A 24942-nucleotide genomic window follows, 5' to 3' on the forward strand; every position below is an offset into this window, starting at 1 on the left:
AGGCGCACATCATGACCGCCGCCCCCGCCATCCGCAGGCCGGACGCCGGAGCGGGACCGGCCCGGCTGAAGGTCTGCAGCGACAAGGCCGACGAGGCCTGCGTACTCACCGCACTCACGAGCATCGTGGACGAGGACTCCCAGTGGCTGCGCAAGCGCATGGCGAACGACACCTCCCTGGCTTCGATTTCCACCGAACACCCGCGATCGGTGGCGACATCCCAAGACTATCGTTACTTAGCCGAAACAGTTGTGTGACATGGTCCACACACTCCGGCGCGACCCTTACACCGCCTCGATGCCCCGCGAATCGCGGCATCGAGGTCACACTGGGGATACAGTCGGTACGCGAATACGCCCCGTATCCGAAATGAGTCGTGACCATGCCCGATGCCCCGCTCCCCCTCGATCCGTACTACGAGATCGTCATCGTCGGCGCCGGTTTCTCCGGCCTCGGCACCGCGATCGCCCTCGCGAAGGCCGGATTCGACGACGTGGTGCTGCTCGACGACGCGAGCGGACCCGGCGGCACCTGGCACTGGAACACTTATCCCGGTGTGGCGGTGGACATCCCGTCGTTCAGCTACCAGTTCTCGTTCGCCCAGCGCGCGACGTGGTCGCGCAGCTACGCACCCGGCCGGGAACTGCGGGCCTACGCCGAGCAGATCGTCGACGAGTACAGCCTGGGGCCGCGCCTGCGGTTCGGCACCCGGGTGCGGGAGGCGTCGTTCGACGGGGACACCGCCCTGTGGTCGATCGAGACCAGCTCGGGCCGCACGAGCGCGCGGTGGCTGATCCACGCCGGCGGCCCGCTCAGCCAGCCGAAGTTCCCGGAGATCGAGGGCATCGACTCGTTCACGGGCGAGACCATGCACACCAGCAGGTGGCGCCACGACGTCACCACCGACGGCAAACGCGTCGGCATCATCGGTACCGGCGCGACGGCCGTGCAGGTCATCCCCGAAATCGCCGAGCGCACCGCCCACCTGACCGTCTTCCAGCGCACGCCGATCTGGTGCCTGCCGAAGCCCGACTTCCCCCTGGGCCGGGCCGGTCGCGCGGGGCTGTCGGTGGTTCCGGGCGCCCGCCGGGTCGCCCGCCTGGCCAGCCAGGCCTTCGTCGAGGCGACCTTCCCCGTACTCGCCCACTTCCACAGTTGGATCCCCGGCACCGAGGCCCTCGAGGTCGGCGCGCGCGCCTACATCCGCTCCCAGGTCGACGATCCGCGGACCCGGGACGCACTCACGCCCCGGTACGCGCTCGGCTGCAAGCGACCCAGCTTCCACAACTCGTACCTGTCGACCTTCAACCGGCCGAACGTCACGCTCGAAACCACGACGATCGACGCGGTCACGCCCACCGGCGTCCGCACCGCCGACGGCACGGAGCACCCGCTCGACGTGTTGATCCTGGCGACCGGGTTCAAGGTCACCGACAAGGACGCGCTGCCCACCTACCGCCTGGTGACCGCCGACGGCACGGACCTCGCCGAGCACTGGGAGGCCGAGCGTTTCCACTCCTACCAGGGCGTCGCCACCGCAGGCTTCCCGAACTTCTTCACCGTGTTCGGGCCGTACGGGTACAACGGCGCCTCCTTCTTCACGCTGGTCGAGAACAACGCCGCCCACATCGTGCGGGTGCTCGACGAGGCCCGGCGCCGCACGGCGGCCACCGCCGAGGTCACGGAACGGGCACAGGAGCGGTACATGGAATCGATCCTCGCCCGGAAACACCGGCAGGTCTTCTCGGATCCGACGTGCGGCGGCGCGAACAGCTACTACTTCACCAAGCAGGGCGACGTCCCGTTCCGCGCGTCCACCACCGTCGAAGCGACCTGGCAGAGCCGCCGATTCCCTCTCTCCGACTACGCCTTCGCCGACTGACACGCAGCGACAGGAGGCCCACGACGAACCGCGTCCTCAACGGCGAGATCGTCGTCCTCAGTGGTGACGAAGTGCGTCGATCAGTTCGCCCTTGCGTTTCGACGAATAGCCGGACAGGCCCAACTCCTTGGCTCGCGCCTTGAGCTCGTCGACGGTCCAGTCCTCGTACGAGGGCGAGCGACCGCCGGCGGCACCGACCGCGGATCGCCCCCGGTTCGCCGCGGCGTTCGCGATCCGCGCCGCCTTCTCCTTCGAGTCACCCTGATCGCGGAGCTCTTCGTACAGTTCACCGTCCTTCACCGACGGTCCGGGAGTCCTCTTCGCCATGATGTCGACCGTACGCCCCGATCGAGATGCACACCACAGCGTGCAACGGCCATTGTCGCGTAGAAATACTGAATGCGGCTAAATATTTCCTCGCTCCCCTCGGCGCGCCCGATGACGACGGTGAGCACGCGCCGGTCCGTGCTCGCCGGATCGCTCTTCCTCGCCTCTGTCGGCTATTTCGTCGCAGAGGTGGTCGTCGCGGCGCGCTGGCCGCGGCCGTACAGCTGGACCGGCAACATGATCAGCGACCTGGGTGTCCCGGAGTGCCTCGGCGACCTCCGTCGCGACGGCGGCCTCGCCGTTGCGGACCGCTTCGTGTGCTCGCCGTGGCATCCGGTCATGAACACGACGTTCGTGGTGGTCGGCACACTCGGCATCGCGGGGGCGGTCGCGGTGCGCCCGCTGCTTCCCCGGCGCTGGGGAACCGTCGCGGTCGCGCTCGCGGCGGTCAACGGCATCGCCCTGGCGTGCGTGGGACTCTTCCCGGGGAGCGCCGGCGAGTTCCCCGACGGGCCCCGCGCACGGATCGTCGTGCACCCGATCGCCGCGTACACCGAGCACGTCAGCGGGATGGCCCTGATGGGGCTCGCCGCCCTCCTCCTGCTCCGCTCGCGACCGCGGCTCGCAGTGGCCACCGTGGCCTGCATCGCCGTCTCGGGCCTTGCCGCACTGGTCATCCCGTGGGCGAACCCGCTCGGCGCCGGTGGTACCGAGCGCGCGGCGATCGACCCGTTCGTGTGGTGGCGCTGCGCCCTGGGCGTCGTGCTGCTCACGTTCGCGCTCCGGGCGCGATCCGGCAGACGCCCCTTGACCTGAACCATTATCGAGGTCCTAGCGTCGGAGACACCCCGACGAGAGGACACCCGATGCTCACCCCGATCCGTCCCGACCTGCTCGAGACCCCGACGTACTCGCCCTTTCCGGGGCTGACCACCCACGCCTACCTCTGGACCCCGCCGAGCGGCGGCAACGTCCTGTTCTACTCCCCAGGCGACGCGGCGGACTTCGACACCCTCGCCGAGCACGGCGGCATCGCCCACCAGTACCTCAGCCATCAGGACGAGGCCGGTCCGATACTCCGTGCGATCGCCGCGCGGTTCGGCGCCGTCCTGCACGCCCCCGAGGGCGACCTCCCGGGCGTCGCGGAGCACGCCACCCCCGGCGTCCTTCTCGCCGGCCGCGGCATCGACGCGAACGGTGTCGAAGTGATCCCGACCCCCGGTCATACCCCCGGGAGCACGTCCTTCCTGGTCACCGGGTCCGACGGTGCGCGCTACCTGTTCACCGGGGACACGCTCTACCGCGGTGCCGACGGGCGCTGGAACGCCGGCTACCTTCCCGGTATGAGCGATGGCGCCCAGTTGCTCGCCAGCCTTGAGGTGCTCGGCGGACTCGAGCCCGATCTCGTGGCCTCGAGCGCCTTCGCGGGCGAGCACGGCGCCCACACCGTCGACCCCGCGAACTGGCGTCGCACCGTCGCCGAGACGGCCGAGCGGCTCGCGACGGGCGTTCTCGCCCGCTGAGCAGCCGGCCCGACGACGAGCCCGCGTCAGTTCAGCCGATCCGTCAGGTGCACCTCGACCTCGTCGCCATCGGTCTTGCCGATCCGGCGACGGATCGCCGCGGCCACGGGGAGCTTGTGCGTCCCGTCGCCGAGCGCCATGAACGAGGAGGTGAAGGGCACGCCGTCGACGGTGCCGGCGACCTTGACGAGGCCGCGGGTGCCGAAGATCTCGGCGGAGTCCGGCAACTGCACGCACGTCCACGTGTCGCCCTCGCGCACCTTGCCGAGGACGGCGGTGAACGTGATGTCGATCGGCCCTGCGGTATCGGCCATGCTCGTCCTCCTAGAGACCGGCCGGGACGACCTTGCCGTTGACGGTCACCTCGACCTTCCCGGTCCGGGTGTCGAAGGTGATCTTCCCGTGCGCGAACGTGGTCTGCTTAACCGTGCCCGTGGTGGTCTCGTCGCTGGTCACGGCGCCGAGCGGACCGGCGGACCCGTTCATGCCGTCCTGGGAGGGCCTACCGTCAGGGCCGCGCTCGATGTTCCAGGCATCACGGATGCGCCCCCAGGTGATGTACGCGGGCGTGCCCGCGTCGGCGTTCGCAGCGGTGATGACACCGCCCTTGAACTGCTGGTAGATCAGCCCGCTCTCCCGTGTCCCGGCGTTGTGGTCGCCCGTGAGAACCACGCCGAGGGCGGCCCGCTGGGCCGCGGTGGCGCGCGTGTACTTGACGGCGATCGGGCCGCTCAGCGTTACCTCGCTCCCGTCGGCGCCCTGGACGGTCACCGCACCGGCCGGCGCCTTCGCGGACGAGCTCGCCACCCCCGACGAGGCGGAAGCCCCGGCCGAGGTACGGGCCGACGTCGCGGTCGTCGGCGACGTACCGCCCGCCGCCCCGCTGAGCGTCGCCGCCGTCGTCGAGGTGCCGGCAGCGCTGTCACCGCCGTCGGTGCCGCAGCCGGCGACCAGCAGGGACGCGGCCGCGAGGCCGGCGACGAGGCCGATGATCCGTCGAGTCGTGGTGTTCCGCATGGGTCCTTCCGTGGCGATTCGGTGCAGGTGGGCGAACATCCACCACGACATAACCACAGCGACCAGCCCCGGTTCACCGCTTTGACGAACCGGCGACCCCCGACGGATCAGGCCTCATCGCGCACGAAGCGCACCGGGGCGCCGAGCGGCAGCTGGGCCAGCCGATCGAGATGGCGCTCGGCCACCACCGCGAGCACGGGATAGCCCCCGGTGGTCGGATGATCGACCAGGAAGACCACCGGCTCACCCGAGTGCGGCACCTGGATCGCGCCCGGGATCATCGCCTGGCTCTGCACCTCGCCGTCCGCCCGCGCGAGGGGCGGCCCGGTCAGGCGCACGCCGACGCGATCACTGTTCGGCGTGACCTCCCACGCGGCGTCGAGCAGGTGCTGCCAGGCAGCGTCGGGGAACAGGTCGGCGTCCGGGCCGGGAACGACGGCGAGCACGGCCGGAACGCCGGGGGCCGGCACCGTCGGAACCGGGACCGGCGCGCCGACGGCGGCCCGGGGCGCGCGGCCCACCGCGAGAACGTCGCCGGCGGCGATCGGGGGCGGTCCGAGGTGGGCGAGCGTGTCGGTGCTCCGGCTGCCCAGGACCGCGGGCGCGTCGATACCGCCGCGAACGGCGATCACCACGCGCAGCCCGGCGCTCGCGGGCCCCACCTCGAGCAGGTCACCGTCGTCGAGGCCGAACGGACGGCCCCGTTCGACGGTGCGCCAGTGCCCGTCCGGGGATTCCACGACGAGCGGTACGTCGGCACCCGTCACCGCGAGGACCTGCTCCCCCGCGGCCACGAGTTCGATTCCGCCCCCGGCGTTCTCGATCCCGGCCGCCCCGTCGGGGTTGCCGACGAGCCGGTTGGCCAGGCGGAGCGCGCCCCGGTCCGCGGCGCCCGAGCGGGTCACGCCGATCCCCGCGCGGCCGGGCCGCCCCAGATCCTCGATGAGGCTCTGCATCCCGGGTTCCCGGATGACGAGGCCCCGCTCGGGTCGAGGCGGCGGCGCGGCAGGAGCGACCGACGCCGGGACGCTGACGCGCCCGCGGACCGCGGTGAATCGCACCCGCGTCCCGGGGACGAGGAGTGCGGGCGGATCGCGGTCGAGCGACCAGAGCGCGGCGTCGGTGCGGCCGATGAGCTGCCAGCCGCCGGGCGAGGTGCGCGGGTAGACGGCGCTGTAATCCCCGGCGAGCCCCACCGATCCCGCAGGCACCCGCACGCGCGGCGCGGCGCGGCGGGCGATCGTGGGCCCGGGCTCGGCGGAGCGCAGGTAGGCGAAGCCCGGTGCGAAACCGAGGAAGCCCACGTGCCAGGACCGTTCGGTGTGCATCCTGACCACGCCGTCGGGATCGGTGCCGAGTTGCTCGGCCACGTCGGCCAGGTCCTCCCCGTCGTAGACCACGTCGATCTCGACGAGCGGGCCGTCGGTCCGCTGCGCCTGCGGCGGCGTCATCGCGCGGAGCCGGCGCTCCCCCGCGGCGGCCCCGGCGTCGTCGAAGAAGACGGTGACGCTGTCGCCTCCGGCGATGAGCTCGCGCTGCCCGGGCAAGGGCTCGGCCGCCAGGGCGGCGCGCAGCGCCTCGACGGTGCCGGACGCGACCCGCACCCGCACGGCGCGGGTGCCGAGGGGCCGGACGTCAGCGGGGAACATCGACACCGTCCGGGGCGTCGGCGAGCAGCTCGAACTCCTCCTCCGGGGCGGGATCCCGGCCGATGAGCACTCCTCCGACGGTCGCGACGGCGGTGACCGCGACGTATCCCGCGATGATCACCCACGAATCGGTCCAGCGGAAGAGCACGGTGAAGATGAGCGGCGCCATGCCGCCGCCGACGACACCGGCGAAGGTGTACGCGAGCGAGCTGCCGGCGTAGCGCAGGCGGGCGGGGAACTGCTCGGTGATGAACGCCGCCTGCGGGCCGTACATCAGCGCGTGCAGCGACATGCCGACGACCACCCCGAGGGTCAGCAGTACGCGACTTCCGGACTGGATCATCAGGAACAGCACCGGCACCCACGCGGCGGTGAGGACCGCGCCGATGCCGTAGACGAGACGCCGATTGAACCGGTCCGTGAGCGAGCCGGCGAGCGGCATGACCACGATCTGCACGGCCGAACCGGTGAGCACCGCGGTCAGGACGTGGCTCGTGGGGAAGTCGAGCTCCTTGGTCGCGTAGCTGGCCAGGAAGACGGTGAGCAGGGAGTACAGCACGTCGGGGCAGATGCGCGAGAGCGCGGCGGCCAGCAGGGCGCGCGGATGGCCGCGGAGCACCTCGGAGATCGGGGCCTCGGGTTGCTCGGCACGTTCGGCGATCGCCTGGAAGACGGGCGTCTCCTCGAGCCGGAGCCGGATGAGGAGCCCGAAGACGACGAGCACCGCGGAGAGCAGGAAGCCGATGCGCCAGCCCCAGTCGCGGAAGGCGTCCTCGGAGAGCAGAGCCGCGACCAGAGCGAGCACACCGTTGGCGAGCAGGTTGCCGACGGGCACACCGATCTGCGCCGCGGAGGCCCAGAAGCCGCGCTTACGCGGGTCGCCGAACTCACTCGAGAGCAGTACCGCGCCGCCCCATTCGCCGCCGACACCGACGCCCTGCGCGAAGCGCAGCAGCACCAGGATCGTCGGGGCGATCACGCCGATCGTGCCGTAGCTCGGGAGCACGCCGATCAGCACCGTTGCGACGCCGATCAGGAGCAGCGTCGCGACCAGGACGTTCTTGCGTCCGATGCGATCGCCGAGACGGCCGAAGACGACGCCGCCGATGGGGCGGGCGAAGTAGCCGACCGCGAAGGTCGAGAAGGACAGCAGGAGTCCGATGAACGGGTCCTCGGCGGGGAAGAAGACGTGCGGGAAGACCAGGGCGGACGCCACGGAGTACAGGGCGAAGTCGTAGTACTCGAGCGAGGTTCCGGTCAGGCTCGCGATGTAGGCCTTGATGGCGCTGGATCGGCGCGTGGCCGCCCCGTCGGGCGTGGTGGTGGGCATGCGGTCTCTCTTCGCTCGGGTCGTCGCGGCGCGGGAACAGTGGCGTGTGATCCACACCATAAGCAATTGTTGAACAATCTGTCACGCGGAGTGGCCCACTTTGTTCAACAAATCGCGCGGAGCTTCGTACACTCGCACCGTGAGCACGGGACGACAGCGCGGGCACGCCGCGAGCGAAGCGACCGGCGATCTGCGTCGCGCGATCGTCGAAGGCGCCCTGCGTCCGGGCGATCCGTTGCGCGAGGAGCGCCTGGCGGCCGAACTCGGCGTCTCGCGCAACACACTGCGGGAATCGCTGCGCATTCTCGCGCAGGAGGGCCTGATCGTGCACGAGGCGAACCGCGGCGCGCGCGTCACGACGCCCACGCGCGCGTCCGTCCGGGACATCTACCTGGTGCGACGCACCGTCGAGCCCCCGTCGTTGCGCAACGCCGCACCCACCCACCCGGCGACGATCCGCATGCGCGACGCGGTCGCCACCGCACGGGCCGCCGCCGGGGCGGACGACTGGCAACGCGTCGGCACCGCGGACCTCGAGTTCCACCGTGCGATCGTCGGCCTCAGCGACAGCCCCCGGCTCGACGCCCTCGTCACCTCGATGCTCGCCGAGCTGCGCCTGGCCTTCGGCGCGATCGCGGACCCGGAGGTTCTGCACGCCCCGTTCCTCGACGACAACGTCGCGATCCTCGACGCCTTCGAGAGCGGCGACGGCGAGGGCGCCGCCGCACTCCTCGAGGAGTACCTGCACCGCTCGGAGGAGACGATCTTCGGGGCGCAGCGAGTCTCGAACGTCACACCCTGAGACCCCACTCCCGCCGCGGTCGCCGCCGTAGAATCAATTCCATGTTCGAAGCAATAATTGCGCTCGGCATCCGCGCCGGGACGATCGTCCGCGTCTCCCTCCCCGACGGTGCGACCCGGATCCTGCACACGGGGCCCGTCGGCGCGAGCCCCGACGGAGTCGTCGTCGCGGGCGGAAGGATCCACTGGACCACGATGGGGCGACCCGTCGTGGACCGGGAGCGTCCCGGCGAGGAGGGGCTCGACTACTCGGCCCGCACCGGCGGCCTGCACTCGATGCTTCCCGACGGCGGGGACGCCCGCGACACGCTGCGGGACGGTGCCATCACCACCGGCAAGCAGCTCACGTCCGACGGTGCGGGGCGGCTGTTCTGGGGCGATCGCGAGGGCCTGCGCGTCAGCTCGGTCCGCACCGACGGCACCGATCTGCGCGACCACGTCGTCAACGCCCCCGCGCCCGATCGGCTCGCCGAATGCGTCGGGGTCGCGGTCGATCCCGGGCGCGGCCACCTGTACTGGACCCAGAAGGGGCCGGCGAAGGGTGGTCGCGGCCGGATCCTGCGCACCGGTCTCGACCTGCCCGCCGGCGCGACCGCGCAGGACCGCCCCGACATCGAGACGCTGTGGGACGGCCTGCCCGAGCCGATCGACCTCGAGATCGTCGGGGACACCCTGTACTGGACCGACCGCGGCGCCGACCCCGACGGCAACTCGCTCAACCGCGCCGCGCTCCCCCGGCCCGGCGAGCGCGGCGCGCCGCCGGAGATCCTCGCCCGCGGCTTCGCCGAGGCGATCGGCTTGGCGGTCGATGCCGCCGCCGACCTCGCCTACGTCTCCGATCTGGGGGGCCGGATCTGGCGCGTGCCACTCACCGGCGGCGCACCCGATGTCCTCGCGGACCTCGGCACCCCGGTGTCCGGGATCGCCGGCGTCCCCACCATCACCCCCACCGACGAACGGAACCTCCGATGACCTACTCCTTCTCCTTCGACGACGTCCGCCACCGCCCCGTCGCCGTGATCGGTGCCGGCACGCTCGGCCGCCGGATCGCGCTCATGTTCGCAGGCCGCGGCGGCGAGGTCCGCATCCACGACCCGAACGCCGAGCAGGCCTGCGCGGCGGTCGACTACGTGGCGAGCACCCTGCCGGAACTCCTCGCGCGACGCGGCTCCGGCGAGGCGGGGCGCGCCGTCGTGGGCGCCGACCTCGGGGCCACCCTCGCCGACGTCTGGCTGGTCGTCGAAGCGGTGCCGGAGCGCCTCGACATCAAGATCCCGCTGTGGGGCGAGATCGACGCCGCCGCACCGGCGGACGCGATCTTCACGACGAACTCCTCGTCGTACGCCTCGAGGCTGATGAGCGAGAACGTCCGCGACAAGAGCCGCCTGTGCAACCTGCACTTCTACATGCCGCCCACCGCGAACGCCGCGGACGTGATGTCGGACGGCGAGACCGCACGGGACGTGATCGACACCCTGCTGGCCGTGCTCCCCGAGTTCGACGTGCACCCGTTCGAAGCACGCAGGGAGAGCACGGGATTCATCTTCAACCGGGTGTGGGCGGCCATCAAGCGCGAGTCGCTGGCCGTGGTCGCCGAGGGCGTGGCCCGGCCGGAGGACGTGGACGGGATGTTCCGGCTCAACTGGCACATGCCGGTCGGTCCGTTCCAGATGATGGACAGCGTCGGACTGGACGTGGTGCTCGACATCGAGGACCACTACGCGGCCGAGAACCCGCATCTGCCGGAGGGTCCGCGACGCGTGCTGCACGAGTACGTCGACGCCGGCAAGCTCGGCGTCAAGACGGGCGAGGGCTTCTACCGCTATCCGTCGTCGCCGGAGGCCTGAGGGCCGCGCACGACCTGTCGGCCGCCGGGAGCTGGCGCGCACGCCGGGACCGGCGGTCAGCGCTCGGTGACGAGCTTCGCGCCGAAACCGATGAGCGCGACACCGGCGACGCCGTCGAGCACGCGCCGGGTCCGCGGAGTGCGCATCCAGCGCGTGACGGTGCCCGCCGCGGCGATGAGGACGCCGCAGTACAGGGCGCTCAACGCGATGTAGACGCCGCCGAGGGCCAGCGTCGTCCACGTCACCGAGTATCCCGTCGGCACGAACCCCGGGAGCAGACTCACGAACAGCACGCCGATCTTCGGGTTGAGCACGTCGGTGAGGAAGCCGGCGGTGAATCCGCCGGTCCGCCAGGAGGTCTCCGCCACCGATGGGGGCACGTCGCCCAGCGCCGATCCGCGGACCACGGCGCGCAGCGATTGGACGCCCATGAAGATCAGGTAGGCCGCGCCGAGGAACTTCAGCGCGGTGTAGCCGTATTCACTCGCCTTGAGCAAGGCCGAGAGCCCGAGGACCGCCGCGAGCACCCACACCACGAGGCCGCTCAACACGCCCAGGCCGGTCCGCAGGCCGGCGGCCCTTCCGCCCTGGACGACGCCGCGCACCACGACGAGGGTGTCCGGTCCCGGCAGCACCACGATGAGCGCCGCGGCGGCGGTGAACGAGAGCAGGGCGACGAGCATTCGATGATCTAAGCAGGCGCGCCGGGCTACCCGGAAGTCAGCCGTGCCGGCTCACGCCTGCGCCGCCGCCGTCTCGCTCGGCGACTCCCCGAACCGCACCCGGTAGTCGACGGCGAACCGGCCGAGATGGGTCAGTCCCACGCTCAGCGCGACATCGGTGACCGTGCGCCCCGGATGCATGGCGTCGAGCAGACGGGCCCGGGCCGCGAGCAGCCGCCGTTCCTTGACCACAGCCGTGGGCGTCGAGTCGAGCTCGGATCGGCACGCCTCGCGCAGGGCCCGGACGCTGACCCGCAGGCGCTCCGCGAGCCAGCCGGGTCCGAGCGGGTCCGCGAGGTGGTCGTCGACGAGCGTGAGCATGCGTGAGCCGAGGGTGGCCGCACCGTCGGCGGCCGAGGCGAGCGCGGCGCTGTAGTTGTGGGGCTGCACGTCGAGGAGCTGGTTGACCACACCGCGGGCGAGGTACTCGGAGCAGTCGGCCCCGCCGACGGACGACGCGCCGCGCAGCGCCTCGTCGGCGAGGAACCGCACCATCCGCACCCAGGAGGCCACCTCGGGCCGGCGCAGATCCATGCCGACGTCGAATCGCAGGGGTGCGGTGATCTCACGGCCGAGGCGCCGCATCAGCTCCCGGTCGATGGTGCTGCGCCGCAGCCGCACGCACAGCTGGGGATTGCCGCGCTGCCAGGTCATCACCGTCGGCGACGTCGGCGACAGCACCGTGGCGAGGTGCGGCGTGGACTGCACGCGCGCGACGCCGTGCTCCACCAGCGCTCGGCCCGCGAGCGGGATCTGTACCAGGTAGAAGGTGGCCAGTGGTCCGGGCCGGATCTGGACGGGCTCGCCGTAGTCGAGGTGCACCAGGCCCATCGATCCGACGGTGTCGATGCGCAGCCGCATGTCGATGGCGTGGGCGCGTCCCACCGGATCGAGCCGGTGGTCGCAGAAGAAGTCGGCCACCCGCGCCCGGGCGAGGTCGACGTCCCGCGTCCGCAGCACCGTCGGAGCGGTCACGGGCACCTCCCTGTGGCGTGGATCACGTCACCATCATGTGCTGCATTCCTGCCTGTCGTCAAGCAGGCGCAATACCGCGATCTGGATAGCGCCCGCGTCGCAGCGGATAGCAGCGCTATGACCTGCGTCACTACCGTCCGGACCCATCGGCGCCCGAACGGCGCCACGGAACCGACGCGAGGTGGAGGCATGACGGGAAATCTGGACGGGCGTACAGCGATCGTGACCGGTGGGGCGACCCTGGTGGGCCACGGCGTGGTCGAGGCGCTGCACGCGGAGGGCGCGACGGTGATCGTCGCGGACGTCGACGCCGACGGCGCACGCGCGATCGCCGACCGCCTCGGCGACCGCGTGATCGTGCGGACCACGGACATCACCGACGACGCGCAGGTCGCGGACCTCGTCTCCGCGACCGTGCGGGACCACGGCGGGCTCGACGTCGTCGTGAACCTCGCGTGCACCTACCTCGACGACGGCGCCGACACCGCCCGCGCCGACTGGTTGACGGCCTTCGACGTCAACGTCGCGAGCGCCGTCCGCGTCGCGGCGACGGCGCGACCCGCGCTCGCCGCGAGCGGGCGCGGGGCGATCGTGAACTTCACGTCGATCTCCAGCTCGGTGGCGCAGACGGGTCGGTGGGTCTACCCCGCGTGCAAGGCGGCGCTGGTGCAGATCACCCGGTCCATGGCGATGGACTACGCGGCCGACCGGATCCGGGTGAACTCGGTCAGCCCCGGTTGGGTCTGGTCGAAGATCATGGACACCGTCTCCGAGCACGACCGCGCGCACACCGACGCCGTCGCCGCCCCCTTCCACCTGACGGGCCGCGTCGCCGACCCGGTGGAGGTCGGCCGCGTGGTCGCCTTCCTGTGCTCCGACGCCGCGTCCGTGGTGACCGGCGCCGACTGGGCCGCCGACGGCGGCTACTCCGCGATGGGGCCGGAACAGGCCGCCCCCGCGATCCCCCTGTTGGCCCCCGCGGGCACCGAGTAGGAGAACACAGCCATGCGCATCGCCGTGATCGGAGCCGGCTTCGCCGGAGTCTCCGCAGCCAAGGTCCTCACCCAGTTCGGCCACGACGTCACCGTCTACGAGAAGGCCCCCGACATCGGCGGCGTCTGGAGCGCCTCGCGCCGCTACCCGGGCCTGCGGACCCAGAACAACAAGGGCACGTACTGCCTGTCCGACCTCGCGATGCCGCGGCACTACCCGCAGTGGCTCGAGGGCGCCCAGGTCCAGGAGTACCTCGACGCCTACGTCGACCGGTTCGGACTGCGCGACCGGTTCCGGTTGTCCACCAACGTCATCGCCGCCACGCTGAACGAACCCGACGGTGCGCCGTCGGGCGACGTCACCGCGGATCCCGCCCTGCGCCCCGTGACCTGGTCGGTGACCGCGGAGGGACCGCAGGGCGTGAGCACCGAGGTCTACGACTACCTCGTGGGTGCCAACGGCATCTTCTCGGCCCCCTCGATCCCGGGATGGCCGGGTCGGGAGGCCTTCGAGGCCGCGGGCGGGCGGGTCTGCGCGCCCGGCGACGTGCATGAACTCGACGAGGTCGCCGGCCGCGACGTGCTCGTCGTCGGCTACGGCAAGTCCGCCTGCGACGTCGCGTCCGCCATCGCACCCGTCACCGCCAGCGCGACGGTGATCGCGCGGAAGCTGCTGTGGAAGATGCCGCGTCACCTCGGCGGCGCCGTCAACTACAAGTTCCTCATGCTCACCCGCCTCGGCGAGGCGCTCTTCGAGTACCAGCGGCTGCGCGGCGTGGAGGCCTTCCTGCACGGCGCCGGCAAGCCGGTGCGCAACAGCATGCTCGCGAGCCTGCAGGCCGTCGCGACGAAGCAACTGCGGCTCAAGGAGCACGGCCTGGTCCCGGACGGGGACTTCGAGCGCATCGCCCGCAGCACCGTGAGCCTGGTCAGCGAGGGCTTCTTCGAGGCGGTACAGGACGGCAGCCTCGCGGTGCGCCGCGACACGGAGATCACGGAGCTGCTGGTCGAGGACGGCCGCCCGGCGGCGCGCCTGTCCGACGGCTCGACGGTGCCGGCCGACGTCGTCATCGCGGCCACCGGATGGCGGCAGGACGTGCCCTTCCTCGACGCCGACGTCCAGGCCCGGCTGACCGACGCGAACGGCGATTTCGAGCTCTACCGCTTCATCCTCCCGCACGAGGTGCCCGGCCTGGCCTTCGTCGGCTACAACTCGTCCTTCTTCTCGCCCCTGTCCGCCGAGATGGCGTCGCTGTACGTCGCGCACGTCCTCGACGGCGCGGCGCGGCTCCCGGCCGTGCCAGCGCGGCGCGACCAGGTGTCGGCGCGGTTGCGGTGGATGCGCGACCGCACCGAGGGCCACCACGCCCGCGGCACCAACCTGATCCCGTTCTCGATGCACAACATCGACGAGATCATCGAGGAGATGGGCCTGCGACTGCCGCGGCGCCAGCGGGTGCGCGAGTGGCTGCTGCCGCCGAAGCCCGCGGACTACCGCTGGGTGACGCAGCGCCTGCTCGCCCGTCGTCCCCGCCCGGCGGCGGACGCGGCACGATCCGGGGCGAGCCCGAGGCGCGTCGCGTGACGGCCGATGTCGTCGTCATCGGGTCCGGCATCAACGGCCTCGTCGCCGCCGCCGAGCTCGCCGGGTCCGGCCGGTCGGTGTGCCTCATCGAGGCGGCCGACCGGCTGGGCGGCTTCCTCGCGAGCGACGAGCTCACGCTGCCCGGCTTCCTGCACGACACCTACTCGTCGTGGCATCCCCTGTTCGTGACCGGCGGCGCCTACGCCGCGCTCGGTGCGGACCTGCACCGCCACGGCCTGGAGTACGCGAACGCCGACGACGCCGTCACCGGATCCGTCTCCGGCGACGGCCGCGCCGTGGTCGCGCACCGGGACCCCGCGCGCACCGTCGAGCAGTTCTCGGCGCGGGACCGGACCGCCTACCTGGCGATGCTCGACCGGATCGGCGGGGACCTCGACGTCATCGGCGGCCTCCTCGGCAACGAGACCCGCGCGCCGGGCGTGCTGGGGCACGCGGCGGCGATGCTGCGCCGCGGCCTGGGCCGCACCGAGGGGTGGGTGCGCGACGCCGCCGCCAGCGGGCGCCGCTGGGGCCGAAGGACGTTCGAGGGCCCCGAGGTGGACCAGCTGTGGGCGCCGTGGCTGCTGCACGCGGGCCTGAGCCCCGACAGCGCGTCGGGCGGGCTCATGATCCCCGTCTTCGCCGCGACGATGCACGGCGCCGGCCTGCCCGTCGCGGTCGGCGGACAGCGCGCCTTCCTCGACGCGTTCGCCGCGCTGCTCGCCGAGCGGGGCGTCGAGGTCCTGACCGGGGCGCCGGTCGACCGGATCCTGGTCGAGGGCGGACGCGCCGCGGGCGTGATGGTCGGACGGCGCCGGATCGACGCGCGGCAGGCGGTCCTCGCGTCCGTCACCCCGACGGCCCTGTACTGCGATCTGTTGCCGGAATCGGCCGTCCCCGAGTCGGTCCGCGCCGAGGCGCGCGGCTACCAGTACGGCCGGGCCGCGATGCAGGTGCACGTCGCGCTGGACGCGCCGCTGCAGTGGTCCGATCCTGCGCTCGACGGCGCACCGCTGGTGCACCTCACCGGCGGCTCGGACACGGTCGGCGTCGCGTGCGCACAGGCCGAGGCCGGACTCCTGCCGGCTCGTCCGACGGTGGTCGTCGGGCAGCAGGCACTCATCGATCCCAGCCGGGTCCCCGCGGGCCGCGGCATGCTGTGGCTGCAGCTGCAGGAGCTCCCGTTCGCGCCCGTCGGCGACGCGGCGGGCGAGCTCGACACGTCCGCGGGCTGGACCGACGAGCTGGTCGCCGGCTACGTCGACCGGGTCCTCGGCCTCGTCGAGGAGGCGGCGCCCGGCACGCGCGACGCCGTCCTCGCGGTCAGCGCGATCAGCCCCGTCGACCTGGCAGCGGCGAACCCCAACGCCGTGCGGGGCGACCCGTACTGCGGTGCGGCAGAGCTGGACCAGAACATCTTCTGGCGCCCGGGGCCGCTGACCGCGCGGCATCGCACCGCCGTCGACGGCCTCTGGCACATCGGGGCGGCCACGCATCCGGGGCCGGGCCTCGGCGGCGGCTCCGGTCACCTCGTCGCGCAGGAGCTCCTCCGGCGCGACGACGGTGCCCTGACCCGCGTGCGGCGCCTGCTCGGCCGCTGATCGCACCACGAAGAAGGGGGGCGAACCGGAATCCGGTTCGCCCCCCTTCCCGTGTCCGACGGTGCCGTCAGGCCGCCGCGTCGCGCAGCGTCGCGAGGGCGGTACGGAGCCGGCCGCCGTCCTCGTCGGCCACGGCGGCGTCCACCAGGCGACGCATCCGCGCGGCGGCGTCCGGCCGGCCGCGGAGCAGCGCGAGGCCCTCCATCAGCAGGCCGAAGCTGTCGACGCCGTGGGCGTGGGTCTGTCCGTAGCCCTTGAGGACCCGCGCGGCGACGACCACCTCGGTCGCGAGCGCGGGATCGGTGCGGCCGACCGAGGTCACGGTGTCGAGCCAGGTGTCGATGAAGACCTGCTCCCGGCCGAATCGCAGGGAACGGGGCCGCAGCGGCCGCATCCGGGCGAGGGTGGACAGCGTCGTGTAGCCCCACACCGAGGTGGTGTTGATGACGAAGCCCCGGTGGCACACCGTGTCGACCGCCTTGGCGAAGGCACGGTTGTGCTCGAGCGCGCGGCCCAGTGCGGTGGGCAGCGTGTCGGTGATCTCATCGACCTGGGGGTGCAGGTACTCATGGACCCGCATCACCTGTTCGTCGCCGGGCCGCACCTCGGCGCGCACCCGTTCCATGCGGCGGCCGCGCACCTTCTGCAGCGCGACGTGCACCGTGTCCTGGTACGTCATCCACAGCGCGATGTGCCGGGCCGCCTCCACGGTCAGCGTGGCCGCCCCCTCGTGATCGGGGTCGAGGGCGCTGATCCGCGCGACGCGGTCGAGGTAGCGGTCGGCGTAGGCGAGGTCCTGGTAGACGGCGGTGCGCTCGAGGCCGTGCAGGAGCATCGACGCGGCCGCGGCGGGGAAGGACCGGGCGACGCGGCGGGCGCGGTCTGCGAGGGCCGGCCCGACCAGGGATTCGGGCGCGCGCGCGGCGATCGCGTTGCGCTCGGCCTCCCGGTCGGCCTTGACCTCCTCGGGCGACTTCGGGCGGCGCACCTGCAGGGTGAGCGGCACGGGCCCGCCGCCGGAGGGGGCCGGCGCCGGGGCCGGCGTGCGCGCGGCGTCCTCCGCCAGGCTCTCCCGCGCCCGCTCGTACCCGGCGGCGAAGGCGGCGAGCGAGGTCTCGACGCCCTTGCCGCCCTTGCGGATCGCTTCCTCGAAGTCCTCGCGGGGGAACGGCAGCGCGCCGCTCCCCGCGAGCGCGCCGAACAGGGACGCGCTGATCACGCTGCCGTTCTCCCGCGCGAGCGTCGCGAAATCGCCGGAGACGAGGGTCTTCGCGGCCGCGGCGGCGCCGTCGAGCAGTGCCGCCGAGTCGACCCGGCCGTCGTCGGGGGTGGACTTCTCGAGGATCGAGTAGACCCGGTTCAGCGAGGCGATGAGCGTGGTCCGGTCGGGGGTGACGAAGCCGCGCTGCACGGCGCGGCCGGCCTCCATGAGCTCGGACGCGATGAGCACGTCGACCTCGCCCGGCGTGGGCATGAGCGACAGGATCGGGGTGTCGCGGGCGCGGCCCGTTCCACTGCGGTGCGCCACGTCCGGCGGGAAGAGTTCCGCGTAGTAGACGGTGGCGCCGGTGCGCTGCGCGACGCCGGCCACGGAGGTGTTCTGCGCGGTCCAGCCCTCGTCCTCGCCGAGCGAGACGATCCAATCGGCGAGCACGCCGCCGCCCTCGCCGCCCATGGCGAGCACCGCCACGGTGATGGGCCGCTGCCCGATGGTCCAGGTCATGAGAAGGCCTCCGTGGATTCGTAGCGAGCGGCGCGCCCCTCGAGGCCACGGCCGAGGCGCTCGGACACGGCGCCGCGCACGCGGTCGCGGATCCGGTCGACGCGAGTGGGATTGGTGACGACGTCCGTGCGGTAGAACGACGGGCACAGCGCCGCCGCGTGCGCGTTGTTACCGCAGACGCCGCAGCCGACGCAGGTGTCGGTGACGGCGGCGACGGGGTCGGTGCGCATGGGGTCGGGGTTGGGCGCGATCGTCAGCGACGGGCAGCCCGAGATCCGCATGCAGGCGTGATCGCCCGTGCAGGTCTCCGGGTCGACGCCGAACCGCTGGGTCACGACGCGCTTGCCGGCCTCGACCGCCGCGGCGCGTTCCGGCTTCTCGCGGCGCTGCTTGTTCAGCTGGCACTCGCTCTGGGCGACGATGACCTTGGGGCCCTTCTTCTTACTGGTGAGGGCGTCGATGAAGACGTCGCGCATCTTCGCGACGTCGAAGGTGTCCGGCATGGTCTTCGCCCACGTCACGCCGACGCCGCGCACCGCCCGCTCGATCGGGTTGTTGGTGCTGCGGTCGGGCAGGATCGCGCGGGAGGAGAGCAGGTCCTGACCGCCGGTCGCGGCGGCGTAGGCGTTGTCCACCACCACCAGGAGCTGGTCGGACTCGTTGAAGACGGCGTTGCCGACGCCGGAGGTGAGACCGTTGTGCCAGAAGCCGCCGTCGCCCATCACCGCGATGCCGCGCCGGTCGGCGTCCTTGCTGCTCAGCGCGGCTCCGCCGGCGGAGCCGAGGCCGTAGCCCATCGTGGTGGCGCCCAGGTTGAAGGGCTCGTTGATGGCGAACAGGTGGCACCCGATGTCGGCGCTCACGTGGTGCTCCACGCCGGTCTCGCGTTCGGCGAGCTTGAGCGCGGAGAAGATCGGCCGTTCGGGGCAGCCGGTGCACAGGCCGGGCGGGCGGGGCTGGACCGCGCGGCCGTCGACCCGCTCGGTGAACGGGCTGCGGGGGTCGCCGGCCGGGAGGAGCACAGCGGGATCGCCGGTGACGAGCTCGGGCACGTAGCGGCCGAGGAACTCGGCGACGCCCTTCGTGACGGCGATCGGGGTGTACTCCCCCGCCTTCGGCAGCACGTCCTTGCCGTGCAGCGCCGTGTCGAGGCCGTTGCGGCGCAGGATCGCGTTGAGGTTGTGCTCGATGTAGTCGGGTTGGCCCTCCTCGAGGAGCAGGACCGCGTCCTTGTCGGCGCAGAACTCGACGATCTCCTCGTCGATCACGGGATAGGTCACGTTCATCACGTACAGCGGGACCGCGGTGTCGCCGAAGGCGTCCGAGCAGCCGAGCAGTTCGAGCGCGCGATTGAGCGTGTTGTACAGGCCGCCCTGCACGATGAGGCCGACCCGGCCGTCGGTGGGCCCGAAGGTCTCGTTGAGCCGGTGCTCGCGGATGTACTCCACCGCCGCCGGCCAGCGGTGGGCGATCTTCTCCTGCTCGTGCTGGAAGCTCGCGGGCGGCAGCACGACGCGGCTCACGTCCCGCTTCGGGTTCTCCATGGCCTGCTCGACCGTCATCTGCGGGCGGCGGTTCTCCCGGGTGGTGAAGGTGCCGTGCAGGTGGCACGAGCGCAGCCGCAGCTCCAGCATGACCGGGGTGTTCGACGCCTCGGACAGGGCGAAACCGTGCTCCACGGCATCGACGATCGCGGTGTGGTCGGGTCGCGGATCCAGCAGCCACATCTGCGATTTCATCGCGAAGGCGTGGGAGCGCTCCTGCATGATCGAGCTGCCCTCGCCGTAGTCCTCGCCGACGATGATCAGCGCGCCGCCCGTCACCCCGCCGCTCGCCAGGTTCGCCAGCGCATCGGACGCGACGTTGGTGCCCACCGTCGACTTGAAGGTGATCGCGCCGCGCAGCGGATAGTGCACGGAGGCGGCGAGCATCGCCGCGGCGGTCGCCTCCGAGGCGCTGTTCTCGAAGTACACACCGTACTCGTCGAGGATCTCGCGGGCGTCGCCGAGGACGTCCATCAGATGGCTGATCGGCGCCCCCTGGTAGCCGCCGACGTACGCGACGCCGGACTGCAGCAGCGCCTTGGTCACCGCCAGGATCCCCTCGCCCTCGAACCGGGTCCCCGGTTCCTGGCGCAGCTTGAGGACCTCTTTCGCAAAGGAGCGTTCCGCCATGCCCCGACCTGCCTTTCACGTATCACGGGCCGTGTGATGCGTACCACGCTAGCCTCGCCACGGGACGGGTTGAAGGGCCCGCCGGGGGCCCGCTCCGATCGGGACAGCGGGCCGTCGCGATCTGGATAGCGGGGTGCTGCGGCGCGTCCTACCGTCGGGCGCAGCCGCCGTTCGCCGACGGTGCGGCCCGCGCGCCGCTCAGCCGATGCCGGCCCGTGCCGGGGAGAAGAGGACCCAATGCTCACCGAACTCGCCACCGCCCTCGCAGGCGGCAGGATCCGGGTACTCGATCTGACGACGCCGCTCTCCGCGGACACCCCCTCGCTCCGCCTGCCGGAGCCCTTCGTGAACCTCATCGACTTCAGCCTGGAGCGGGTCGCCGCGTTCGAGCCGACGGCGCCGGCGTGGCAGCACAACAACATCCACACGGGCGAGCACATCGGCACGCACGTGGACGCCCCGTGCCACTGGATCACGGGTCGTGACGGTGCCGACGTGAGCGAGCTGCCGCCCGAGCGCCTCGTCGGCCCCGCCTGCGTGATGGACTTCGCGGATCGCGCCGCGGCGGACCCGGACTGGCTGCTGGAGGTGGCCGACGTCGAGGGCTGGATCGCCGAGCACGGCGCCGTCCCGGAGGGCGCGTGGCTCCTCCTGCGCACGGGCTGGGATCAGTACGGCGGCGACCGCGAGCGCTTCCTGGGCGCCGCCGAGGGCGGTTCGCACACGCCCGGCGTCTCCGCGGCCTGCGCCCGCTGGCTCGCCGAGGAGGTCCCGATCTCCGGTTTCGGCGTGGAGACCGTGGGCATCGACGCCGGCAACGCGGCGATGCTCGAGCCGCCCTTCCCGGCGCACAACTTCCTGCTCGGCGCCGACAAGTACGGCCTCACGAGTCTGCGGAACCTCGCCCAGCTGCCTCCGCAGGGCGCCGTGGTCGTGGTCTCGCCACTGCCGATCGTCGGCGGTACCGGCTCCCCCGCCCGCGTGCTGGCGCTCGTCGACGTCTGAGCGAACGACGCCGCGCACGGGAACGGCGGCGCCTCCTCCCGGAGGCGCCGCCGTTCTCGTCCGAGGGGATCAGGCCCCGGCCGTGGACAACTCGTCCGGGTCCGCCTCCGGGCTCGGGGCGGACGTCGGCACCGGCAGCACGGCGACGGCGATGGCGGCGACCGCACCGACGACCGCGAAGAAGACGAAGTTCATCTGATACCCGAACCCGGCTCCCGCGATGACGCCGCCGATCACCGGACCGACGATCGCGCCGATCCGCGCGAAGGACAGCGCCATACCGGTGGCAGCGGCGCGGATCCGCGCCGGGTAGTAGTGCGCGACCCAGCCCGTCAGCACCAGCGAGGTGGAGATCGACCCGATGCCGGCGATCGCCACGAGGATGTAGTTGACGAGCAGCGGGCCGCGGAACATCAACGCGAGAATGCCCAGAGCGCCGAGGGCATAGCACGTCACGAGTACGGGCTTCTGCCCGCGCTCGTCCGCGAGCCGCCCGATCACGACGCCCCCGATGGCCGACGCGATGGAGAAGACGAGCAGGAACATCAACGACGACCCCAGGTCGTAACCCGCCTTGCGCATGATCTGTGGGAGCCAGGTGTTGAGCCCGTAGACCAGCAGCAGCCCGCAGAACAGGGCCACCCAGAAACAGGCAGTCGCCAGTCGGTAGCGGGACGAGAAGATCGTGCGCAGGTAGTCGCTCCACCGCATGCCGCGGATCTCGTCGTCGACGGGCAGGGCCGCGGCGATGGCCGCCTCGGGTTCGATCCCCAAGGATCGGGCGACCCGCGCGGCCTCGTCGGTGCGGCCCGCGGTGGTGAGTTGCTCGATCGACTGCGGCAGGGCCACCGCGAGGAACGGGATCAGGAGGAGTGCGACCACGCCCATGCCCATCACCGGTCGCCACCCGAGGCGATCGAGGAACGCCACGGCGACAAGGGCCGCGAGCATGATGCCCAGCGAGTATCCCGAGTACATGATTCCGTAGTTGAGCGATCGTCGCCGCGGCGGAGAGAACTCGATCGTGTAGGCGGCGGCGATGGGGATGACACCTCCCAGGCCGAGGCCGCCGATCAGACGCGCCACACCGAGCAGTTCGGGAGTCGGGGCGAGCGCCGCGGCCAACTGCGGGAGGGCGCACAGGCCGATCGCCACGAGGAGCATGGTCTTACGGCCGAAGCGCTCGGCGAGCAGGCCGATCACGGTGGCCCCGATCAGCATGCCGACGAGGGACCAAGCGGCCAGGCCGCCGACCTGCACCGAGCTCAAGCCCCACGGCTCGTAGCCGAGGAGTCCGGGCACGACGGCGCCGAAGACCCCGATGTCGTAGCCGTCGGCGAGCACGACGAGCCAGCAGCACAGCAGCACCCGCCGCGTGACCGCGGCCGGGATCGCGGGCACGGCCGCGGCGGCGGTCACGGGGCCCACCGCACGTGTCCGGCGAGTTCGGGTTCCTCGTCACGCAGCAGTGCGAGCCGCGGCCTGACCGCGTCGGTGCGGGCGCTCGGCGGCTTGCGGTTGCCCGCGCGGAACTGATCGGGCCACGGCGCGCCCGGCCCGGTGTACCCCTGGTCGGCGGCGGCGTGCAGCGTCCACTGCGGGTCGTACAGGTGCGCTCGGCCGAGCGCGCACAGGTCGGCGCGGCCGGCCAGCACGATCGAGTTGACGTCGTCGTAGGAGGAGATGGCGCCGACGGCGATCACCTTCACACCGGCGGGGCCGGCGACCTCGTTCCGGATGCGATCGGCGTACGGCGTCTGGTAACTCCGGCCGAACGCGGGGCGCTCGTGCTTGGCGACCTGGCCGGTGGAGACGTCCACGAGGTCGACGCCGTGCTCGCAGAAGGCGCGGGCGATCGCCAGCGCGTCCTCGATGTCGTTGCCGTCCGGGATCCAGTCGGTGGCCGAGAGGCGCACCGAGATCGGACGGCCGGCCGGCCAGGCGGCCCGGACCGCGTCGAAGACCTCGAGGGGAAAACGGAGCCGGTTCGCCGCGGATCCGCCGTACTCGTCGGTGCGGGTGTTGGCGATCGGCGAGAGGAACGAGGAGATCAGGTAGCCGTGGCCGGCGTGGAATTCGAGCAGGTCGAATCCCGCCGCGGCGCCGCGACGCGCGGCGTCGGCGAACTCCTCGACGACGCGGTCCATGTCGGCGCGCGTCATCGCGCGGGGCACCGCACTGTTCGGCCCGTAGGGCAGCGCCGACGGGCCCATGGTCTCCCAGTTGTCGGCGTCGAGCGGGTCGTCGATGCCCTCCCACATGAGCTTGGTCGAGCCCTTGCGCCCCGAATGGCCCAGTTGCAGTCCGATCTTGGCGCCGGAGTAGGCGTGCACGGCGTCGACCACACGGCGCCAGGCCTCGCGCTGATCGTCGGTGTACAGGCCCGTGCAGCCGGGTGTAATCCGGCCGTCCGCGGAGACGCAGACCATCTCGGTCATGACCAGGCCGGCCCCGCCGAGCGCCTTGGAGCCGAGGTGCATGACGTGGAAGTCGTTGGGCATGCCGTCCACGGCGGAGTACATGTCCATGGGCGAGACCACGATCCGGTTCTTCAGCGTCAGGTCGCCGATGCTGAGGGGATGGAACATCGCCGGGGTCTCGGGTCCCGCTTCGGTACCCGCGCTGAAGGAGCGCATGATCCGGTCGGCGAAGTCCGCGTCGCGGAGCCGCAGGTTGTCAAACGTGATGCGGCGGCTGCGCGTGAGCAGATTGAAGGTGAACTGGACCTGGTCCTGCTCCCGGTAGGTGCCGATGGTCTCGAACCACTCGAGGGAGGCCTGCGCGGCGCGCTGCGTCGATTCGACGACGGGCCGCCGCTCCTCCTCGTAGACCTTGAGGGCGGTGCCGAGGTCGCCGTTCTCGTGCAGGCACGCCGCCAGCGAAAGTGCGTCCTCCATGGCGAGCTTGGTGCCGGAGCCGATGGAGAAGTGCGCCGTGTGCGCGGCGTCGCCGAGCAGCACCAGGTTCCGATGCACCCAGCTGGTGTTGCGGACGGTGGTGAAGGTGATCCACTGCGAGTTGTTGGCGAGGATGCGGCTGTCGCCGAGGTACGGGGCGAAGATCTCCGCGATCCGCTCGATGGCGGCCTCGTCGTTCTCGCCCGGCGCGAAGGCCCGGCTCTCGGTGGCGTCGAATCCGGCGCGCCGCCAGACGTCCTCGGCCATCTCGACGATGAACGTACTGCCCTGATCCGAGTACGGGTAGCCGTGGATCTGCATCGTGCCCCACTGCGTGTCCTCGACGATGAACGTGAAGGCCTCGAAGACCTTCTCGGTGCCGAGCCACATGTACTTGCACCGCCGCCGGTCCAGGTCAGGCTCGAAGCCCTCGGCGAAACGGCTGCGGGCGGCGGAGTTCAGGCCGTCGGCGGCGAGCACGAGATCGTGCGTGGCCATCAGCTCCTCGACGTCCGGGGCGGGCGTCGCGAACCGCACGTCGACGCCCAGGTCGAGGCAGCGGCGCTGCAGCAGGGCGAGGAGGTCGTGCCGGTTCATCGCGGCGAAGCCCTGGCCGCCCACGGTGTTCCATCGACCGCGGTAGTGCACGTCGATGTCGGTCCACCGGGCGAACAGCGATTCCATCTGCCCGTAGATCACCGGGTCGGCGCTCTCGATGCCGCCGAGGGTCTCGTCGGAGAAGACGACGCCGAAGCCGAAGGTGTCCTCGGCCCGGTTCCGCTCGAACAGGGTGATCTCGTGGGCGGGATCGAGTTGCTTCATCAAGGCGGAGAAGTAGAGGCCGCCGGGGCCACCGCCGATCACTGCGATCTTCATCTCTGTAGTCCTTCGT

The 24942-nt window shown here is 71.9% G+C and carries 22 protein-coding genes; 11 read left to right on the top strand and 11 right to left on the bottom strand.

All coding sequences use genetic code 11. The features are described 5' to 3' along the window. The first annotated feature begins 11 nt into the window (after positions 1-11). On the top strand, positions 12-257 hold the full coding sequence (locus tag BLQ62_RS23850; RefSeq protein WP_160126316.1) for a hypothetical protein: 246 nt from the start codon (positions 12-14) through the stop codon (positions 255-257). 125 nt (positions 258-382) lie between these two features. After that, a complete protein-coding gene (locus tag BLQ62_RS12450; protein WP_068567689.1) occupies positions 383-1882 on the top strand; it encodes a flavin-containing monooxygenase in 1500 nt (499 codons plus the stop codon). 57 nt (positions 1883-1939) lie between these two features. On the opposite strand, the gene BLQ62_RS12455 is transcribed toward BLQ62_RS12450, so the two are convergent. Next, positions 1940-2209 carry a DUF7218 family protein gene (locus tag BLQ62_RS12455; protein ID WP_068534321.1) on the bottom strand — a complete coding sequence of 90 codons (270 nt, stop codon included), beginning with the start codon at positions 2207-2209 and terminating at the stop codon, positions 1940-1942. A gap of 111 nt (positions 2210-2320) precedes the next feature. Here BLQ62_RS12455 and BLQ62_RS12460 point away from each other — a divergent pair, with 111 nt between their 5' ends. Then, the gene (locus tag BLQ62_RS12460) at positions 2321-3025 is read left to right on the top strand and encodes a DUF998 domain-containing protein (protein WP_068567481.1); all 705 of its coding nucleotides are present in this window, start codon (positions 2321-2323) and stop codon (positions 3023-3025) included. Positions 3026-3075: 50 nt separating this feature from the next. Further along, on the top strand, positions 3076-3732 hold the full coding sequence (locus BLQ62_RS12465; RefSeq protein ID WP_068567482.1) for an MBL fold metallo-hydrolase: 657 nt from the start codon (positions 3076-3078) through the stop codon (positions 3730-3732). A 26-nt stretch (positions 3733-3758) separates the two neighbouring features. Here BLQ62_RS12465 and BLQ62_RS12470 read toward each other — a convergent pair whose 3' ends face one another. From BLQ62_RS12470 to BLQ62_RS12485, 4 genes are all read right to left on the bottom strand, one after another. Further along, positions 3759-4046: a DUF1905 domain-containing protein gene (locus BLQ62_RS12470; RefSeq protein WP_068534311.1), complete on the bottom strand. Its 288-nt coding sequence runs from the start codon at positions 4044-4046 to the stop codon at positions 3759-3761. A gap of 10 nt (positions 4047-4056) precedes the next feature. Next, complete coding sequence (locus tag BLQ62_RS12475) at positions 4057-4749, bottom strand: LGFP repeat-containing protein (RefSeq protein WP_068567690.1); 693 nt, start codon at positions 4747-4749, stop codon at positions 4057-4059. Between the two features lie 107 nt (positions 4750-4856). Then, positions 4857-6398 carry a 5-oxoprolinase subunit B/C family protein gene (locus BLQ62_RS12480; RefSeq protein WP_068567483.1) on the bottom strand — a complete coding sequence of 514 codons (1542 nt, stop codon included), beginning with the start codon at positions 6396-6398 and terminating at the stop codon, positions 4857-4859. Beyond that, complete coding sequence (locus BLQ62_RS12485; protein ID WP_068534307.1) at positions 6385-7728, bottom strand: MFS transporter; 1344 nt, start codon at positions 7726-7728, stop codon at positions 6385-6387. Before BLQ62_RS12485 ends, BLQ62_RS12480 begins: the two co-directional genes overlap by 14 nt. A gap of 139 nt (positions 7729-7867) precedes the next feature. Here BLQ62_RS12485 and BLQ62_RS12490 point away from each other — a divergent pair, with 139 nt between their 5' ends. From BLQ62_RS12490 to BLQ62_RS12500, 3 genes are read left to right on the top strand one after another with little or no spacing between them, the layout of a single operon-like run. Further along, positions 7868-8530 (top strand): GntR family transcriptional regulator, encoded by a 663-nt coding sequence (locus BLQ62_RS12490; RefSeq protein ID WP_068567484.1) that lies wholly within the window; start codon positions 7868-7870, stop codon positions 8528-8530. Positions 8531-8571: 41 nt separating this feature from the next. Continuing rightward, positions 8572-9501 carry a hypothetical protein gene (locus tag BLQ62_RS12495; protein WP_068567486.1) on the top strand — a complete coding sequence of 310 codons (930 nt, stop codon included), beginning with the start codon at positions 8572-8574 and terminating at the stop codon, positions 9499-9501. Then, positions 9498-10376, top strand: a complete 879-nt coding sequence (locus tag BLQ62_RS12500) for a 3-hydroxyacyl-CoA dehydrogenase family protein (protein WP_068567488.1) — start codon at positions 9498-9500, stop codon at positions 10374-10376. Before BLQ62_RS12495 ends, BLQ62_RS12500 begins: the two co-directional genes overlap by 4 nt. Positions 10377-10432: 56 nt before the next feature. On the opposite strand, the gene BLQ62_RS12505 is transcribed toward BLQ62_RS12500, so the two are convergent. Then, positions 10433-11059, bottom strand: a complete 627-nt coding sequence (locus tag BLQ62_RS12505; protein WP_068567490.1) for a LysE family translocator — start codon at positions 11057-11059, stop codon at positions 10433-10435. A 51-nt stretch (positions 11060-11110) separates the two neighbouring features. Then, positions 11111-12073, bottom strand: a complete 963-nt coding sequence (locus BLQ62_RS12510; RefSeq protein ID WP_068567492.1) for an AraC family transcriptional regulator — start codon at positions 12071-12073, stop codon at positions 11111-11113. A gap of 189 nt (positions 12074-12262) precedes the next feature. Between BLQ62_RS12510 and BLQ62_RS12515 the strand changes: the two genes are divergently transcribed. From BLQ62_RS12515 to BLQ62_RS12525, 3 genes are read left to right on the top strand one after another with little or no spacing between them, the layout of a single operon-like run. Next, the gene (locus BLQ62_RS12515; protein ID WP_068567493.1) at positions 12263-13066 is read left to right on the top strand and encodes an SDR family oxidoreductase; all 804 of its coding nucleotides are present in this window, start codon (positions 12263-12265) and stop codon (positions 13064-13066) included. A gap of 12 nt (positions 13067-13078) precedes the next feature. Beyond that, positions 13079-14650 carry a flavin-containing monooxygenase gene (locus tag BLQ62_RS12520; RefSeq protein ID WP_068567494.1) on the top strand — a complete coding sequence of 524 codons (1572 nt, stop codon included), beginning with the start codon at positions 13079-13081 and terminating at the stop codon, positions 14648-14650. Beyond that, positions 14647-16251 carry a phytoene desaturase family protein gene (locus BLQ62_RS12525; protein WP_068567495.1) on the top strand — a complete coding sequence of 535 codons (1605 nt, stop codon included), beginning with the start codon at positions 14647-14649 and terminating at the stop codon, positions 16249-16251. The genes BLQ62_RS12520 and BLQ62_RS12525 overlap by 4 nt, the downstream gene beginning before the upstream one ends. Positions 16252-16318: 67 nt before the next feature. Here the strand turns inward: BLQ62_RS12525 and BLQ62_RS12530 are convergent, their stop codons facing one another. Together BLQ62_RS12530 and BLQ62_RS12535 are read right to left on the bottom strand one after the other, a co-directional pair. Further along, complete coding sequence (locus BLQ62_RS12530; protein ID WP_082756717.1) at positions 16319-17974, bottom strand: indolepyruvate oxidoreductase subunit beta family protein; 1656 nt, start codon at positions 17972-17974, stop codon at positions 16319-16321. Beyond that, on the bottom strand, positions 17971-20148 hold the full coding sequence (locus BLQ62_RS12535) for a thiamine pyrophosphate-dependent enzyme (protein ID WP_068567496.1): 2178 nt from the start codon (positions 20146-20148) through the stop codon (positions 17971-17973). The genes BLQ62_RS12530 and BLQ62_RS12535 overlap by 4 nt, the downstream gene beginning before the upstream one ends. Positions 20149-20385: 237 nt before the next feature. Here BLQ62_RS12535 and BLQ62_RS12540 point away from each other — a divergent pair, with 237 nt between their 5' ends. Then, positions 20386-21153 carry a cyclase family protein gene (locus BLQ62_RS12540; protein WP_068567498.1) on the top strand — a complete coding sequence of 256 codons (768 nt, stop codon included), beginning with the start codon at positions 20386-20388 and terminating at the stop codon, positions 21151-21153. A 69-nt stretch (positions 21154-21222) separates the two neighbouring features. Here the strand turns inward: BLQ62_RS12540 and BLQ62_RS12545 are convergent, their stop codons facing one another. Both BLQ62_RS12545 and BLQ62_RS12550 read right to left on the bottom strand, forming a co-directional pair. Further along, positions 21223-22572 (bottom strand): MFS transporter, encoded by a 1350-nt coding sequence (locus tag BLQ62_RS12545; protein WP_068567692.1) that lies wholly within the window; start codon positions 22570-22572, stop codon positions 21223-21225. Further along, positions 22569-24926 carry a bifunctional salicylyl-CoA 5-hydroxylase/oxidoreductase gene (locus BLQ62_RS12550; RefSeq protein WP_068567500.1) on the bottom strand — a complete coding sequence of 786 codons (2358 nt, stop codon included), beginning with the start codon at positions 24924-24926 and terminating at the stop codon, positions 22569-22571. Before BLQ62_RS12550 ends, BLQ62_RS12545 begins: the two co-directional genes overlap by 4 nt. Between the last annotated feature and the right edge of the window lie 16 nt (positions 24927-24942).

It is taken from the genome of Tsukamurella pulmonis, from assembly GCF_900103175.1.
In the GTDB taxonomy this organism is placed as follows: domain Bacteria; phylum Actinomycetota; class Actinomycetes; order Mycobacteriales; family Mycobacteriaceae; genus Tsukamurella; species Tsukamurella pulmonis.